At 68.1% G+C, this 15,072-nt stretch carries 13 protein-coding genes and 2 tRNA genes; 3 read left to right on the top strand and 12 right to left on the bottom strand.

Translation table 11 applies throughout. The annotated features are described in order from the left end of the window. Positions 1 to 21: 21 nt before the first annotated feature. Positions 22 to 1,389 carry a metalloprotease PmbA gene (gene pmbA / locus ABB25_RS03340; protein WP_057663692.1) on the bottom strand — a complete coding sequence of 456 codons (1,368 nt, stop codon included), beginning with the start codon at positions 1,387 to 1,389 and terminating at the stop codon, positions 22 to 24. A 62-nt stretch (positions 1,390 to 1,451) separates the two neighbouring features. On the opposite strand from pmbA, the gene yjgA reads away from it, so the two are divergent. Next, positions 1,452 to 2,087 carry a ribosome biogenesis factor YjgA gene (gene yjgA / locus ABB25_RS03335; RefSeq protein WP_057663690.1) on the top strand — a complete coding sequence of 212 codons (636 nt, stop codon included), beginning with the start codon at positions 1,452 to 1,454 and terminating at the stop codon, positions 2,085 to 2,087. A gap of 18 nt (positions 2,088 to 2,105) precedes the next feature. Here the strand turns inward: yjgA and tldD are convergent, their stop codons facing one another. Genes tldD through ABB25_RS03315 form a run of 4 tightly spaced genes read right to left on the bottom strand, consistent with a single transcriptional unit; the run spans position 2,106 to position 9,486 of the window. Next, complete coding sequence (tldD, locus tag ABB25_RS03330) at positions 2,106 to 3,551, bottom strand: metalloprotease TldD (protein ID WP_057663687.1); 1,446 nt, start codon at positions 3,549 to 3,551, stop codon at positions 2,106 to 2,108. A 1-nt stretch (position 3,552) separates the two neighbouring features. Then, positions 3,553 to 7,365, bottom strand: coding sequence for a YhdP family protein (locus tag ABB25_RS03325; RefSeq protein ID WP_057663685.1), 3,813 nt, complete (start codon positions 7,363 to 7,365; stop codon positions 3,553 to 3,555). 33 nt (positions 7,366 to 7,398) lie between these two features. After that, on the bottom strand, positions 7,399 to 8,886 hold the full coding sequence (gene rng / locus ABB25_RS03320) for a ribonuclease G (protein ID WP_057663681.1): 1,488 nt from the start codon (positions 8,884 to 8,886) through the stop codon (positions 7,399 to 7,401). Positions 8,887 to 8,904: 18 nt separating this feature from the next. Continuing rightward, a complete protein-coding gene (locus tag ABB25_RS03315; RefSeq protein ID WP_057663679.1) occupies positions 8,905 to 9,486 on the bottom strand; it encodes a Maf family nucleotide pyrophosphatase in 582 nt (193 codons plus the stop codon). A gap of 122 nt (positions 9,487 to 9,608) precedes the next feature. On the opposite strand from ABB25_RS03315, the gene ABB25_RS03310 reads away from it, so the two are divergent. Both ABB25_RS03310 and ABB25_RS03305 read left to right on the top strand, forming a co-directional pair. Then, positions 9,609 to 10,334 carry an SIMPL domain-containing protein gene (locus ABB25_RS03310; protein ID WP_057663676.1) on the top strand — a complete coding sequence of 242 codons (726 nt, stop codon included), beginning with the start codon at positions 9,609 to 9,611 and terminating at the stop codon, positions 10,332 to 10,334. Between the two features lie 132 nt (positions 10,335 to 10,466). Beyond that, on the top strand, positions 10,467 to 11,138 hold the full coding sequence (locus ABB25_RS03305; protein WP_057663673.1) for an energy transducer TonB: 672 nt from the start codon (positions 10,467 to 10,469) through the stop codon (positions 11,136 to 11,138). A gap of 64 nt (positions 11,139 to 11,202) precedes the next feature. On the opposite strand, the gene ABB25_RS03300 is transcribed toward ABB25_RS03305, so the two are convergent. From ABB25_RS03300 to ABB25_RS03270, 7 genes are all read right to left on the bottom strand, one after another. Continuing rightward, positions 11,203 to 11,279: transfer RNA gene (locus ABB25_RS03300), tRNA-Asn, on the bottom strand. A 171-nt stretch (positions 11,280 to 11,450) separates the two neighbouring features. Continuing rightward, positions 11,451 to 11,527 (bottom strand) — tRNA-Asn (locus tag ABB25_RS03295). A gap of 79 nt (positions 11,528 to 11,606) precedes the next feature. Continuing rightward, positions 11,607 to 12,077, bottom strand: coding sequence for a 23S rRNA (pseudouridine(1915)-N(3))-methyltransferase RlmH (rlmH, locus tag ABB25_RS03290; RefSeq protein WP_057663670.1), 471 nt, complete (start codon positions 12,075 to 12,077; stop codon positions 11,607 to 11,609). A 78-nt stretch (positions 12,078 to 12,155) separates the two neighbouring features. Next, positions 12,156 to 12,581 carry a ribosome silencing factor gene (rsfS, locus tag ABB25_RS03285; protein ID WP_057663669.1) on the bottom strand — a complete coding sequence of 142 codons (426 nt, stop codon included), beginning with the start codon at positions 12,579 to 12,581 and terminating at the stop codon, positions 12,156 to 12,158. 60 nt (positions 12,582 to 12,641) lie between these two features. Beyond that, positions 12,642 to 13,325, bottom strand: a complete 684-nt coding sequence (gene nadD, locus ABB25_RS03280; protein WP_057663666.1) for a nicotinate-nucleotide adenylyltransferase — start codon at positions 13,323 to 13,325, stop codon at positions 12,642 to 12,644. Beyond that, positions 13,322 to 14,374 (bottom strand): DNA polymerase III subunit delta, encoded by a 1,053-nt coding sequence (gene holA / locus ABB25_RS03275; RefSeq protein WP_057663663.1) that lies wholly within the window; start codon positions 14,372 to 14,374, stop codon positions 13,322 to 13,324. The genes nadD and holA overlap by 4 nt, the downstream gene beginning before the upstream one ends. Positions 14,375 to 14,407: 33 nt before the next feature. Then, complete coding sequence (locus tag ABB25_RS03270) at positions 14,408 to 14,986, bottom strand: LPS-assembly lipoprotein LptE (protein WP_057663661.1); 579 nt, start codon at positions 14,984 to 14,986, stop codon at positions 14,408 to 14,410. Positions 14,987 to 15,072 lie beyond the last annotated feature (86 nt).

Genomic DNA, 15,072 nt, shown 5'->3' with positions numbered 1-15,072 from the left:
CGCGACTGGCGACAAGCATACTCAATGATTGCCGGCCACGGTCATCTGATCGACCAGAATCGAGCCGACCTGCACCGAGGAACGTGGATCCACATCCTCGCCGACGGCAACGATGCGCTGGAACATCTGGCGCAGGTTGCCGGCAATGGTGACGCCATCGACCGGATAACAGATTTCGCCATTCTCGACCCAGAAGCCGGCCGCGCCGCGCGAATAGTCGCCGGTCACGCCATTGACGCCCTGGCCCATCAGTTCGGTGACCAGAAAACCGCGCCCCATCTGCGCGGCCATCTGCAGCAGCCCCGGGGCATTGGCGCGTACCTGCAGGTTGTGCACGCCGCCGGCATTGCCGGTGGTCTGCAGGCCGAGCATGCGCGCCGAATAACTACCCAGCACATAGCGCTGCAGCACGCCGCCATCGACCAGCATCGAATCACGCGTGGCCACGCCCTCGGCATCGAAAGCGGTCGAACGCCAGCCACGCGCCAGCAGTGGCCGTTCCTCGATCGCAAACCACGGCGGCAGCAGCGCCTGGCCAACGCTGTCGAGCAGGAAACTGGCGCGGCGGTAGAGCGCACCACCGGAAACGGCCGCGACCAGATGCGCGATCAACGAACGTGAGACTTCCGGTGCAAACAGCACCGGCATCTGTGCGGTAGGCAGCGAACGCGGCGCCAGCCGCTCCAGCGTGCGCTGGGCCGCCTTCTGCCCGACCGCCTGAGGCTGCCACAGGTCGGCAAAGGCCAGCGCGGCGCTGTACCAGCCATCGCGCTGCATGCCATCACCGCTGCCGGCGATCAGCGCACAGCTCAGTGAATGGCTGGAGCTGCGCTCGCGGCCGACAAACCCGTGCGAGTTGGCATACACCGCCAGGCTGGTGTTGCTCGACACCCCGGCGCCATCGGAATTGCTGATCCGGCCATCGAATTCGCGCCCGGCCTGTTCACAGGCCAGTGCCAGCGCCAGCGCCTGGTCGGCATCGGGTGCGGCCGGGTGCCAGGTATCCAGGTCGGGAAACTGGCTGGCCATCAGCGCCGGATCGGCCAGCCCGGCGGCCGGGTCGGCCTCGGTGTAGCGTGCGATCGCGCAGGCCTGGGCAACGGTGGCCTCGATGCTGGCATCGGCCAGGTCGGCGGTGGAGGCACTGCCGCGGCGCTGGCCGAAATACACCGTGATCGCCAGCCCGCGGTCGCGGCTGGACTGCACCGTCTCCACCTGGCCGAGGCGGACATTGACCTCCAGCCCACTGTCTTCATTGCAGCTGACCTCGGCCTGGCTGGCACCAAGCTGGCGGGCACGCTCGAGCATGCGCTGGGCGGTATCGGCCAGCTGTTCCAGGCGCTGGGCGCTGTCATCGGCCTTGGCCGTGTTCAGGGCGATCGGGTTCAATGCTTTATCCTGTGTGCTTGGGCCCGGCACCGGCCAGGCCATGATTTCTGGAAAGTTTGACGATGCGTGGACGTGACGAAGAAACCGGTGAGTACCGTGATATCAGCCGCAGCGAAAACCGCCGCCAGGCGCTGGAGGTACTGGCCCTGGGCGAGCAGCTGGTCGGGCTGACCCCGGCGCAGCTGGCCAAGCTGCCGATTCCCGAGGACCTGATGCCGCACATCGAGTACACCAAGCGCATCACTTCCCACGGTGCGCGCAAGCGCCAGCTGGCCTTTCTGGCCAAGCAGATGCGCCGCGAAAGCGATGAAGCGCTGCAGGCCATCCGCGACGTGCTCGATGCCTCCAGCGAAGTGAGCCGGCGCGAAGTGGCGCAGATGCACCGGGTGGAACAGTGGCGCGAGCGCCTGCTGTCCCAGGGCGATGCCGCGCTGGCCGAGCTGATTGCACAGTTCCCCGACGCCGACCGCCAGCAGCTGCGTACGCTGGTGCGCAACGCGCTGGCCGAAAAAGCCCGCAACAAACCGCCGCGCGCCTTCCGCGAGCTGTTCCAGGTACTGCGTGAGCTGCTGGCCAGCGGCGCGGCCGACGGCCTGGCCGATGCCGCCGATCTGGACACGCCGCCGGAAGACACCGACGAAGCCGAGGCTGAATTCGACTTCGACGACCTCAGCGACGAGGACCTGCTGGACGACTGATCCGGCCACGGCGGCGCCTCAGGCCTGGGTGCCGCCGACGGTCAGGCCTTCGATCAGCAACGACGGCTGGCCGACCCCGACCGGCACGCTCTGTCCGTCCTTGCCGCAGATGCCCACGCCGGCATCCAGTGCCAGGTCGTTGCCGACCATGCGCACCTTCTGCATCGTTTCCGGGCCGTTGCCGATCAGGGTCGCGCCCTTGACCGGCGCGGTGACCTTGCCATCCTCGATCAGGTAGGCCTCGGTGGCCGAGAACACATACTTGCCCGAGGTGATGTCGACCTGGCCGCCGCCAAAATTCACTGCCAGCAGGCCGCGCTTGACCGAGGCGATCATTTCCTCGCGGGTGTGCTGGCCGGCCAGCATGTAGGTGTTGGTCATCCGCGGCAGGGTCAGGTGCGCGAACGACTCGCGGCGGCCATTGCCGGTCGGCGCCATGCCCATCAACCTGGCGTTGTGGCTGTCCTGCATGTAGCCGACCAGGCGGCCATCCTCGATCAGTGTGGTGCACTGGGTCGGCTGGCCCTCGTCATCGATGTTGAGCGAGCCACGACGCCCTTCCAGGGTGCCGTCATCGACGATGGTCACGCCCTTGGCGGCCACCTGCTCGCCGATCCGGCCAGCGTAGACACTGGTGCCCTTGCGGTTGAAATCGCCTTCCAGGCCATGCCCCACCGCCTCGTGCAGCAGTACCCCGGGCCAGCCGGCGCCCAGCACCACCGGCATCACCCCGGCCGGGGCCGGGATCGCCTCCAGGTTGACCAGCGCCTGGCGCAGCGCTTCATCGGCCAGCCCTTCCGGACGGCCATCGGCAAACAGCCCGGCATAGCCGTAGCGGCCACCACCACCGGCATAGCCGGATTCACGCCGGCCGTTGGCCTCGACAATCACCTGCACGTTCAGCCGCACCAGCGGCCGGATGTCGGCGCCGAGCACCCCATCGGAACGGGCCACCAGCACGGTGTCCACGCCCCCGGACAGGCTGACCATCACCTGCTGCACGCGCGGGTCGGCCGCACGCAGGTAGCCATCGAGCCGGCGCAGCAGCGCCACCTTGTCGGCGTTGTCCATGCCATCGATCGGGTCCAGTGCCGGATACAGGGCACGCCCGGCGCGGTTGGCCAGCGCATGCGCGCGGGCGGTGTTGCCGCTGCGCGCAATCGCCCGTGCCGAGCGTGCCGCTTCCAGCAGGGCCGGGCTGGCAATGTCGTCGGAATAGGCAAAACCGGTCTTTTCACCGGCAATCGCGCGTACGCCCACGCCCTGCTCGATGGAGTGGGCGCCGTCCTTGATGATGCCGTCCTCCACGCTCCAGCTCTCGCGCCGGGCATGCTGGAAATACAGGTCGCCAAAGTCGATACCCGGTCCGAGCAGCTGGCCAAAGGCCGCGTGCAGGCGATCCAGATCCAGGCCGGCCGGTACCAGCAAACGGTCCTGCGCCAGGCAGAGCATGTTGTCTGTCATCTCACTCTCGTGTTGTTTCAAGGAGCGCTGCATCGTCAGGCGCCGCGACCGGGCTGACCACACTGCGCGGGGTATGTCGTTCGATCACCTGCACCTGCGGCTCTTTCCACGGCCCGGTGACATGGTAGGTACGGGCGCCGATCTCGCCCAGGGGTTTGGCCAGTACCGCATTGGCAGCGGCACCGACGGCGGCACCGACCGGACCACCGGCGACCGCGCCGACCACCGTCAGCAGGTTGCCCGAATGCGGGTTGACCTCCACGGTCTGGTCGAAGGTCTGTGCGGCCAGGTCGGCCTGGCCATGGATGCGGATCTGCGCGGCGGACGAATCAATTTCAATCCCCTGGCTGCGGGCCAGGCCCTGGCCGAACTGCACATCGGCGGTGAGCTGGTTGAAGGCCAGCCCCTTGGAAAACAGGTCACGGAAATCCAGCAGCATCCGGCGTGGCAACTGCCCCAGGCTCAGCAGCCCGAGCACCCGCCCGGCACCGGGTTCGACTTCCAGCAACTGGCCATTGCGGGCGTCCAGCTGCAGGCGTCCCTGCAGGCCGGCCAGCGCAAAATCCTGCGGGCCACCTGGCCACTGCGCCTGCAGCCTGACGCTGCCCTGGCCGCCGCGCAGTTGTCCCTGCTGCCCGGACAGCGCGCCAAAGTCCTGGCTGCTTACCTGTGCCTGCAGCGCGGTGCGCGCCTGCGCGCCGATGCCACGCCAACTGCCCTGTACATCAATGGACTGGCCGGGGCTGCGCACCTGCAGCACGTCCACCTGCATGCCGTCGGCCAGTTGCCGGCTGCGCAGCAAGGCCGTACCCAGCGCGCGCCCACTGATGCGCAGATCGCCCACATCCAGCGCCAATGGCGGGATGCTGGCCGGATCGAAGGCATTGCCACTGGCGGCGGCCGCGTTGCCCGCGCTGGCCACCGGCGGCACAGTGGCGCTGTCATCGGTGCGCCAGTGCAGGCGGCTGAGACTGCCGACCACGGTGGCACCCTGGGCATCAGGCACCACCACCTGCCCGGCCAGCGCCGGACCTTCCAGCTGCACCGCCACCCGTGCGTTGCCGGGCGTCAGCCGCAGCCGGGTGGCGGCAAACTCGCCACCGGCCAGCAGCAATTTGTCCGCGTGCAGATCGATTTCACGCAACACCAGCGGCGCGTCCTGCCCCGCGTCGCCGCTGCCCTTGGCCACCCCCAGCCAGGCCAGGGCATCCAGGCGTGCGGTACGTCCATTGACCAGCAAGCCGCGGTCAGGCATCGCCCCCTGCGCGCGGCTGCTGCCCAGGGTCGCCAATACCGCGGTACCGCCAGCGCGCTGCTCCAGCTGCATCCCCAGACGCTGGCCAAAGGCCATTTCCAGCGGACCGCTGCCCATCGGCAGCGGCGCCCGCACCACGGTCGGCAACGCCAGCCCGGCCGGTTTGGCCAATGGCGCCGGCAACTGCATCCGGGTGCCGCGCAGGTCCGATGCCAGGCTCAGCACGGCCATCGGACGGCCGTCCCTGCCGGCATCGCGCGGCACATCCACGCCGATCTGCCAGTGCGAACGCCCCTGCAGATACGCCGCCAGCCAGTTCAGCTCCGGCGCACGCGCCAGCAGGTCGTCCACCGTGTGCTCGCCCTCCAGACGCGCCTGGAACGCCTGCCGGGCATCCCGGCTGTAGCCGCCGGCGCGCAGCTCCAGGGTCACCGGCGCACCGTTCATGCGTGCCGTCAGCCGCGGCGCGGAAAACCCATGGCTGGCGTATTCGGCCTGGCCCTGCACCTGCTCCAGCTGCAGGTCCCAGCGACGGTCGGCCAGGCGCACGCCCTCCAGGTCCACCGTGCCACCGACCCTGGCCGGCGCACCGCTGCCCAGGTCGTGGTCCAGGCTGAAACGCACCCGGGCCGGCCCCTGCACAGCCAGCGCATCCAGGGTGCTGGCATAGCCGGCGTGCAACGGGCTTTGCCGCAGCAGCTGCAACAACCCGGCCGCCTGGCCCAGGCCCTGCGCGCGTACCTGCAGCTGGGGCTGGGCAAAACGGGCAATTTTCGCGCTGAATGCCGGCACGGCCACCTGGCCCAGACGGCCGCGACCACTGAGTTCGAAACCCGGCCCGAGGAAGGCAACCTCACCATCGACCTGGGCCAGGTCATTCCAGCCATCGGCAAAGTGGACCACCCCCTCATCGATGCGCGCACGGGCCTCGAAGCGGCCATTGTTGTCGGCAAACGGCCAATCGCCCAGTTCACCGCTGACCAGGCCCTGGCCATCGCGGACATGCCCGCCCACCAGTGCCGCATCCAGCCAGTCGATGGCGCCCTGACTCATCTTCGAGCGTACCCAGAAGCGCTTGGCCGCGGTCATCGGCGCATCATCCAGGTCCGCCGCCAGGTCCAGCCTGGGCAAGCGGCCATCGGCATGGAAACGCAGGCCGCCACGCAGCCAGGCACCGTAATCGGTGCCCTGCACCCGCAAGGCGCTACTGGCTACGCGCCAATCCTTGTTTTCCGGCCAGATGCCGATACGACCATCCAGCTGCAGCCGGTGCTGCACGCCGAAGCCGGTCGGCCAGTCCAGCTGCACCGGACGTTGCGCATCGAGCACCACCTCGATGCCGTGCTCGTCGGCCTGCACCTGCCCGGCCAGCCCCTGCAGCCCGGGGGCCGAACCGACCGCCGCAAAATCCACCTGCACATGTTCGGCCTGGCCCCGCCAGGGGCCATCGGCCACGCCCTGCCACTGCACCTGGCGCAGCTCCACCTGTGGCTGTGCCTGGCGCAGCCACTGCTGGGTGGTGGCCGGCAACTGTTCGCTCAGCGCCAGCAGCTGCAGCCATGGCCCCAGCGCCAGCCGCGGGGCCTGCAACTGGATCTGCGGCCCCCAGACCAGCTGCAGGCCATCCATCTGCTCGTCATTGATCCGCAGCCGCGGCAGCTGCAGCTGCCAGCCCTCGGCCTGCCGCTGCCAATGCGCGCTGACCTGTACCCGCTCCACGTCCAGCGACTGCGCCGCCGCCCCCTGCAACTGCAGTTGCTGCAGGCCCAGCTCGGCATGGGCCTGCTGCAACCGCCATTGCTGGATATCCAGCCACACATCGGCCTGGCCACCGCCGGCAACCAGGGTCGCCCCGTCCAGCTGCAGCAGCGGCTCCCAGCTGGCCAGCTGCAGGGCCTTGGCGCCGGCCCACAGGCGGCCATTGCCACGGCGCCGGTCCAGCTCAAGCACCGCCAGCAGCGGCGGGTCATCCTGCCGCAACCAGCCACGCATGCCGGCACGCAGGCGGTCACCATCCACCCGCAGGCGCAGGTCGACCCGCTCGATGCTGCGCTGGATGTCCAGCTCCGGCGCATCGACATGCAGGCGGGCACCACTGATCTGGATCTCGCCCAGCCGCGCCAGGGCATCCAGCGGGTCGCCATCGCTGTGTTCGACCTGGGCCAGGCCGCCAACCTGCCAACGGCCATCGGCCTGCCGGCGCACGTGCAGGTCCAGCCCCTGCAGATGCACCTGGGTCAAGGCATGGTCGGGCAACAGGCCGGTATAGATGGCCAGCTGCAGCCGCGCACTGCCCACCTGGATCTGCCCGCCCTGGCCCAGGGCCAGGTCCTGCAATTCCAGTACCGGCCCGCGGCGGGTCCAGTGCGAACGCACCGCCGCCACCTGCACCGGCATCCCGGCGCGCTCGCCCAGCCACTGGCCCACGGCCGGAGCCGACCACTGGATCTGCGGCAGCACCACCGCGGCCACCACCACCAGCAGCGCCCACAACAACAGCCAGGCCAGCAGCCCGGCCAGCAACACACGTCCAACCCGTTGCCGGGTGGTGGCCGTCATCGCCCGGATCACGGCTGCGGCAGGCCCGGCGCGTTACAGCAGCACGACATCGAACTGCTCCTGCAGGTACTGCTCGTCGGCCTGGAACTGGATGCTCTTGCCGAGGAATTCCTCCAGCTCGGCCACCGCCACCGACTCCTCTTCGGTAATCCGTGCCACCACCTTGGGCGAGGCAATCACCAGCAGGCGTGCGGCCTCGAACTGGCGCACCGCGCGGGTGATCTCGCGGAAGATCTCGTAGGTCACCGTCTCGGTGGTCTTGATCGAACCGCGGCCACCGCATTCGGGGCACGGTTCGGAGAGCTGGCGCTCCAGGCTTTCCACCGTGCGCTTGCGAGTCATCTCCACCAGGCCCAGCGGCGAGAAGTCATACACCGTGGTCTTGGCGTGGTCGCGGGTCAGGGCCTTTTCCAGCGTGCGCAGCACCTGCCGGCGGTGCTCGGGGTCGAGCATGTCGATGAAATCGATGATGATGATCCCGCCCAGGTTGCGCAGCCGCAGCTGCCGCGCCACCGCCTGGGCCGCCTCCAGGTTGGTGCGGAACACGGTTTCTTCCAGGTTGCGCTGGCCAACAAAGGAACCGGTGTTGACATCGATCGTGGTCATCGCCTCGGTCTGGTCGATCACCAGGTAGCCACCGCTTTTGAGCGGCACCTGCTTGTCCAGTGCCCGGCCGATCTCGTCCTCGACCCCGAACATGTCAAAGATCGGCCGGTCGCCGGTGTACAGCTCCAGCTTCTCGGCCAGCGGCGGCATGTACTTGGCGACAAAGGCCTGCAGCTGGGCGAAGGTTTCGGCCGAGTCGACCTTGACCTTGTCGACATCGCGCCGGATCAGGTCGCGGATCGCGCGCTGCGGCAGGCTCAGGTCCTCGTAGATGATGCTGCGCGGTTCGGCCTCGCGACCGCGACGGGCGACCACGTTCCACACCCGGGCCAGGTAGGCCATGTCCTCGGCAATGGCCTCGGCCGGCTGGCCCTCGGCATTGGTGCGCACGATGTAGCCGTGGCCGCCATGCTGGGCCGACAGCTCGCTGACCAGCTGCTTCAGCCGGGCACGCTCGTCCTCGTCCTCGATCCGTGCCGACACCCCGACCACCGCCGATTGCGGCAGCAGCACCATGTAGCGCGAGGGAATCGAGACCTGGGTGGTCAGCCGCGCGCCCTTGCTTCCGATCGGGTCCTTGACCACCTGCACCACCACGTCCTGGCCATCGCGCAGCAGTTCGACAATGGAAGCATTGGGCTGGGTGACCACCACATCGCTGGCGGCATCACTGACATCGGTCGGCACCGGGCGGATCACGTCATTGGCATGCAGGAACGCCGCGCGCTCCAGCCCCACCTCGACAAAGGCGGCCTGCATCCCGGGCATGACCCGCTGCACCCGCCCCTTGTAGATGTTGCCGACCACCCCGCGGCGCCAGCCACGTTCGATATGCAGCTCCTGCAGCATGCCGTTTTCAATCACGGCCACCCGCGTCTCGCGCGGGGTCACGTTGATCAGGATTTCCTCAGACATCCAATGCCCCTGGTTCGGTCACGACTCAGCCAACAGGCCATGGCGCTGCAGCAGTGCAGCGGTCTGCTGCAGCGGCAGGCCCATCACCCCGGAATAACTGCCACACAACCGGCTGACATAACGCTCGGCCTGCCCCTGGATGGCATAGCCACCGGCCTTGCCCATCGGCTCACCGGTGGCCACGTAGGCGTCAATCGCGGCCGCATCCAGCGCGGCAAAGGTCACCTCGCTGATCACGCTGATCACCTCACAGCCACCGTCGCTGCCGCACAGGGCCACGGCGGTGATCACCTGGTGGGTCTGCCCGGCCAGGCTGGCCAGCATCGCGGCCGCATCGGCGGCATCGGCCGGCTTGCCGTAGACCCGGTCACCGAGCACGACCTCGGTATCGGAACCGAGCACCCAGAACGGCGCAGGCTGGCCAGCAAGCCGGGCCACCCCGGCGCGGGCCTTGTCCACGGCTACCCGCTGCACGTAGGCCAGCGGGCTTTCATCACTGGCACGCTGCTCGACCACGTCCAGTGCAAGCGTGGTGAAGGGGACGCCCAGACGGGCCAGCAGGTCGCTACGGCGGGGGGATTGCGAGGCAAGATAAAGCATTGTGCAAGCATAACCTGCGCGCGCTGACTCCAACGCTGCCGGCGTGGCCCGACCGGTGCGACTCACTGCTCATTCATCGCCCAACGCACAACGTCATCCAACCCTCCAACAGGAAGTTACCCATGCGCCTGCTGCCCACCGCCCTTTCCCTGGCCTTGATGATGGCCGCCACCCCCGTCACCAGCTGGGCCCAGAGCCTTGCCCCGGTGCCGATCGCCGCCGATGCCACGGTGCTGAGCATCAGCGCCAGCGCCCAGGCCAGCGCAACGCCGGACGTGGCGCTGATCAGCGCCGGCGTGGTCACCCAGCATGCCGACAGCAACACCGCCTTGCGCAACAATGCCGAGCAGATGCAGCGGGTGATGAGCGCCCTGAAGGCGGCAGCGATCGCCGAGCGAGACATCCAGACCAGCGGCATCAGCCTGAGCCCGCAGTACCTGTATGCCGAAAACCAGCCGCCGCAGATCCAGGGCTACCAGGCCAGCAACACCCTGAACATCAAGGTGCGCAACCTTGCCCGGCTCGGCCAGGTGCTCGACGCCCTGGCCGCGCAGGGAGCCAACCAGATCAACGGGCCGAGCTTTGCGATCGATCAACCCGAACCGCTGTACCAGCAGGCCCGGCTGGACGCTCTGCGCCAGGCCCGTACCCAGGCCGATACCTATGCCTCCGCGCTGGGCCTGAAGGTACGCCGTGTCATCAGCCTGAGCGAGGGCAGCCACACCCCGGCGCCGATGCCGCTGATGGCCATGCGCAGCGCGGCCAAGGCCGAGATGGATACGCCCATCGCAGCCGGCCAGAGCAGCGTGCAGGTGCAGCTGGACGTGGTCTACGAGCTGGGCAACTGAGCCCAGCCTGAGCGGCAGCAAAACGCAGCACTGGCTGGCGCTTGCCGCCGGCCAGTGCCTGCAGGCAGCGTGATCAGGCGGCCTGCTGATGGCCGTGCAGTGACCCGTACCCACTCTTGTCTGGAGGTCACCATGATTGACGTTGCAAGCAAGCCGTCCCCGCACACCGCGCTGCAGCCGCAGCGGATTGCCGCCAGCGCCCTGGCCATTGCGATCCATCTGGCCGCCTTTGGCCTGCTGCTGGCCCCGCTGGCCAGCCCTCCGGCCAGCACTGAGCCGGCACAGCGCACACAGGTCCAGTGGCGCGCGCCGGAAATTCCTTCGCCACCACCACCACCAATGGTCACGCCTGCAGTTCCCCCGCGCCCGGTGGCAGCACCCACGGCGCCGTCGGTCCCGCTGCCGCTGAGCCTGCCGGTGGTGGTGGACCATGTCGACGCTGCGGCGGTGACCCAGGCAGCACTGGCACTGACACCGGTCCAGATCCAGGGCAGCCCTGCCGACCCCGTCGCCATCGACAGTAGCGGCCAGCACAGTGCGCTGCAGCTGCTGCACGCACCAGCGCCGCCGTATCCGCCGGTGGCATTGCGCCAGCAGCTGCAGGGCGAGGTGCTGCTGCGGGTGTTGGTGGACAGCAACGGCCGTGCCGAAAAAGTGACCATCGAGCGCAGCAGCGGCCATCGTGTGCTGGATCAGGCCGCACGCAACCAGGTGCTGGCCCATTGGCGTTTTGCACCACCGTTGATCGAGGGCAAGGCCACCGCCGCGCAGGGCCTGGTACCGATCAACTTTGCGATCCACTAGACCCGTCCGGCCGGCGTGCCGACAACAAAAAACCCGCTACTGCCGTAGCGGGTTTTTTTGAATCTGGCGCCCGAAGTTGGACTCGAACCAACGACCCCCTGATTAACAGTCAAGTGCTCTAACCGGCTGAGCTATTCGGGCGGAGCGCGCATTCTACACAGCTTGAACACATTAGGTAAGTCTTTTTGCGTGCCATCTGCCACCTGCCGGCGGCGGCACCACGGCCTGCCAGAATCAGCAAGACCGAGCGGTTCTGGCGCAGCCGGCAAGGCAACAAAAAACCCGCCACGGCCGTAGCGGGTTTTTTCAATCTGGCGCCCGAAGTTGGACTCGAACCAACGACCCCCTGATTAACAGTCAAGTGCTCTAACCGGCTGAGCTATTCGGGCGGGGGCGCAAATTGTAACGAGCTTGCCTCACCCAGCACAAGCCCTGGCGGCAGGATTTCCAGCCCGGGCGCATCCGGGTTCAGGCGCGATGATACGGGTGGTTGGCCAGCATCGCGCAGGCACGGTAGATCTGCTCGACCACGATCAGGCGCACCATCATGTGCGGCAGCGTCAACGGCCCGATCGACCACTTCTCATCGGCCAGCGCCGATACTTCGGCCGCATGCCCTTCCGGGCCGCCGATCAGGAACACCAGGTCCCGCCCCTGTCCGCGCCAATGCTCCATTTTCGCGGCCAGCTGCTCCGAAGACAGCGGCTTGCCGGGCACATCCAGCGCCACCACATACGCGCCCTTGGGAATGGCCGCCTGTACTCGCCGGCCTTCTTCCTCGATCGCGCGCCTGGGGTCACGCCCCTTGCCACGCAGGCCCGGCTCAACCTCGACCAGTTCCAGCGGCAGCCAGTGCGAAAGCCGCTTCTGATAATCGGCAAAACCCTGCGCCACCCAACCCGGCGCACGCTCACCGGTAGCGATCAATCGTGCTTTCATGGCTGTCGCTACTCCGGAACCAGGAAACAGGCCAACGGCGCCTGTTGGCGCCGTTGTCGGGGGCAGATCAGGCGCGCATCAGGCCTGCGGCGCGTCGTCTTCTGCAGGCAACCCATCGTTGCCCGGCTTGCTGTCGCCCACCGACCACAGGCGCTCCAGCGCATACAGCTCACGCACGCGCGGCAGCATCACGTGGACGATGACATCGCCCAGATCCACCAGTACCCACTCGGCCTCGCGCTCGCCTTCCATGCCCAGCGGCATCACCCCGAGGTTCTTGGCAAAACGCACCACTTCCTCGGCGATGGATTTGACGTGACGGCTCGACGTACCCGAGGCGATCAGCATGAAATCGGCCACGCTGGACTTGCCGCGCACGTCGATCTGGACCACATCCTTGGCCTTGAGCTCTTCCAGGGCGGATTGGGCGGTGGCCAGCAACTGCGACACCGACGGCGGCGGATTGGGGATATGGGTCTTGATGACTTGGGCTTCGGTGCTCAAAGCGGCAGAACTCGTGGGAATCAGGGGGGCGATTATAGGCGCAGTGCAGCGCACACGCGTTCAACCGGTGTGCACACGGTACAGCTGCTGCTGCTCCAGGTAGTCGGCCACGGCCGCCGGCACCAGGCCGGCAACCGGAAGCCCGGCCGCCACGGCCTGGCGCACCGCACTGGCCGAGCCGTCCTGCAGCGGCAGTGGCAGCGCATACAGACAGCCCTGCGGATGGATGCGCAGCTGCTGCGCATCCGTGCACCACTGACCACCACGCACACAGTTGCGCAGCGCCGGCGGCAACGGTTGCGGCAGCGGGTTGCCGGGGCGGGCAACCACGATCACATGCGCCAGTTCGAACAGCTCGGTCCAGCGGTGCCATTGCTGCAGACTGGCCAGGCTGTCGCCACCGATCAACCACGCCAGTGGGCGGGAAAAACCCTCGCGCTGGCGCAGCTCGGTCAGGGTATCGACGGTATACGAGGGCTGGCCCTGCAGGCGCTGGGCACGGCGCAGTTCAATCGTATCCAGCTCAAGGCCGGGCACACCGGCGATGGCCAGGGCCACCATCTGCGCCCGCTGCGCGGCACTGGCTCCGGGGACTGGCCGGTGCGGCGGATCGGCGGCGGGGACCAGGTGCACCTGCGCGGCGAGGGCATCGCGCACCCCGACGGCAATGGCCAGATGGGCGTTGTGGATCGGATCGAAGGTACCGCCGTAATAGACCGTCAGCGGCGGGGAAAGCGCACTCATGCCAGCGGGCTGCTGCGCGCCAGCAGGCGTACTGCCGGGGCAGCACAGACCGCCAGCAGCAGACGCTCCAGGGCCAGCCACGGATCACCGTCCAGCCGCCCCTTGGCCATCCGGTCCACCCGCGAGGCTTCGGCCAGCAACCGTTCCCAGCGCCGTGGATCCGGATGCCGGTCCAGCGCCCGCCGATACGGTGCCTGCCGCGCCTCCCATACCCCACGTGCCTTGAACTCGGCCGTCAGATTGCCCCCGTCGGCACTGATGCGCGAGAAAGCGGCGGCCGCCAGCAGTTCGCGGATTACCATCGGCAGCAGCCCGGCCACCTGCTCGCCCTCGGCACGCAGCCCGGCCAGCATCCGCAGCACCGCATCAGGCTGGCCGGACAGGCTGGCTTCAAGCAGGCGGAAAACATCGTAGCGTGCCGATTCGGCCACCAGCTGCTGCATCGTGGCCAGATCCAGCGTCCGGCCGTCGGCCAGCAGGGCCAGCTTGTCGATTTCCTGGGCAGCGGCCAGCAGGTTGCCTTCGACCCGCTCGGCCAGCAGCATCACCGCCTCGCGCTCGGCACGCAGGCCATGGCGGCGCAGCCGACGCTCGATCCACTCCGGCAGCTCATGCGGCTTGATCGCCCAGGCCACCGCCACCACGCCGAGACGATTGACGGCCTCGAACCACTTGCCCTGTTGATGGGCACGGCTCCAGTCATCGGCAGTGATCAGCAGCACGACGTCAGCGGCTGGCTGCTCGCAGAACTGGCGCAGTATTTCGCTGCCGTCCTTGCCCGGCTTGCCGCTGGGCAGGCGCAGTTCAACCAGACGCCGCGGCGAAAACAGACTGGGGGCATTGAAACCGGCGGCGAGCTGGTCCCATGAAAAATCGCGGGCATCGGCCTCGTACACCTCACGCTCGCTGATGCCCTGGTGGCGCGCGGCGGCGCGCACGCCATCGGCAGCCTCCAGCACCCGCAGCCGTTCCGGCCCGGCAACCAGGTACACCGGCGCCAATGCCTTGTCGCTGGCCAGCTCGGCCAGCTGCTCCGGGCGCAGCTCCATCAGGCCGCTCCGCGCAGTAAAGGCTGCCGCCGCTCAGCGCACAGGTGCATTGTTGTCCTGGCGGACATCCAGGGTGCCCCTGGCCGCCTGCGAACGCACCACACCATCGATACGGCGCAGGATCGAGGCAGCCATCTCGCGGCGCAGTTCGGCGGCGAGGATTTCACGTTCGGTGCTGGTGCCGGTGGCATCGGTGGGCGGGGCGACGTAATCGCGCGAGAGCTCGATCACCTGCTGCGGCACCAGCTCCGAACCGTCGGCACGCTTGAAGACGAAGATCGTGGCATAACGCAGCCGGTATTCCTGCGTGCGCCCCTGGCCATCGATGGCGATCGGCAGATCGCCCCAGCGCTCGGACAGCACCTGCAGGCGTGCCGCATCGGCGGCCAGCTCCAGCTCGGTGGGGTCATCGTTGCGGGCGCTGGCCGCAATGATCTGCGCCCCGGTGGCACGCAGGTTGCGTTCCAGCAGCTTGGTCAGCTCGCTGTAGGGCACATTGGAGGTGACCTGCACCGCCGGCACGTCGGCCGGCAGCATCAGGGCGTTGCGTGGGTGAAAGCCACACCCGGCCAGGCCGGCGGCAAGCGCGATACTTAGGAGCAGTCGAGTCATGGGAGGAGTGTGGCGCAGCAGGACGGTGGCGGCAACGGGCAGCCAGTCTGCCCGATGCCGTGTGAACCCGGAGGTGTGGACCGGGC

Source organism: Stenotrophomonas koreensis (genome assembly GCF_001431525.1).
Classification (GTDB): domain Bacteria; phylum Pseudomonadota; class Gammaproteobacteria; order Xanthomonadales; family Xanthomonadaceae; genus Stenotrophomonas; species Stenotrophomonas koreensis.
The sequence above is the reverse complement of the archived record's forward strand: the minus strand, read 5'-3'. Positions and strand labels throughout refer to the sequence as shown.

Bases quoted from the DNA above. Each gene is read 5' to 3' on its own strand.
- rlmH (WP_057663670.1), bottom strand. From the start codon at position 12,077: ATGAAAGCACGATTGATCGCTACCGGTGAGCGTGCGCCGGGTTGGGTG.
- ABB25_RS03270 (WP_057663661.1), bottom strand. From the start codon at position 14,986: ATGACTCGACTGCTCCTAAGTATCGCGCTTGCCGCCGGCCTGGCCGGG.
- nadD (WP_057663666.1), bottom strand. From the start codon at position 13,325: ATGAGTGCGCTTTCCCCGCCGCTGACGGTCTATTACGGCGGTACCTTC.
- ABB25_RS03325 (WP_057663685.1), bottom strand. From the start codon at position 7,365: ATGACGGCCACCACCCGGCAACGGGTTGGACGTGTGTTGCTGGCCGGG.
- ABB25_RS03315 (WP_057663679.1), bottom strand. From the start codon at position 9,486: ATGCTTTATCTTGCCTCGCAATCCCCCCGCCGTAGCGACCTGCTGGCC.
- yjgA (WP_057663690.1), top strand. From the start codon at position 1,452: ATGCGTGGACGTGACGAAGAAACCGGTGAGTACCGTGATATCAGCCGC.
- holA (WP_057663663.1), bottom strand. From the start codon at position 14,374: ATGGAGCTGCGCCCGGAGCAGCTGGCCGAGCTGGCCAGCGACAAGGCA.
- tldD (WP_057663687.1), bottom strand. From the start codon at position 3,551: ATGACAGACAACATGCTCTGCCTGGCGCAGGACCGTTTGCTGGTACCG.
- ABB25_RS03310 (WP_057663676.1), top strand. From the start codon at position 9,609: ATGCGCCTGCTGCCCACCGCCCTTTCCCTGGCCTTGATGATGGCCGCC.
- rng (WP_057663681.1), bottom strand. From the start codon at position 8,886: ATGTCTGAGGAAATCCTGATCAACGTGACCCCGCGCGAGACGCGGGTG.
- ABB25_RS03305 (WP_057663673.1), top strand. From the start codon at position 10,467: ATGATTGACGTTGCAAGCAAGCCGTCCCCGCACACCGCGCTGCAGCCG.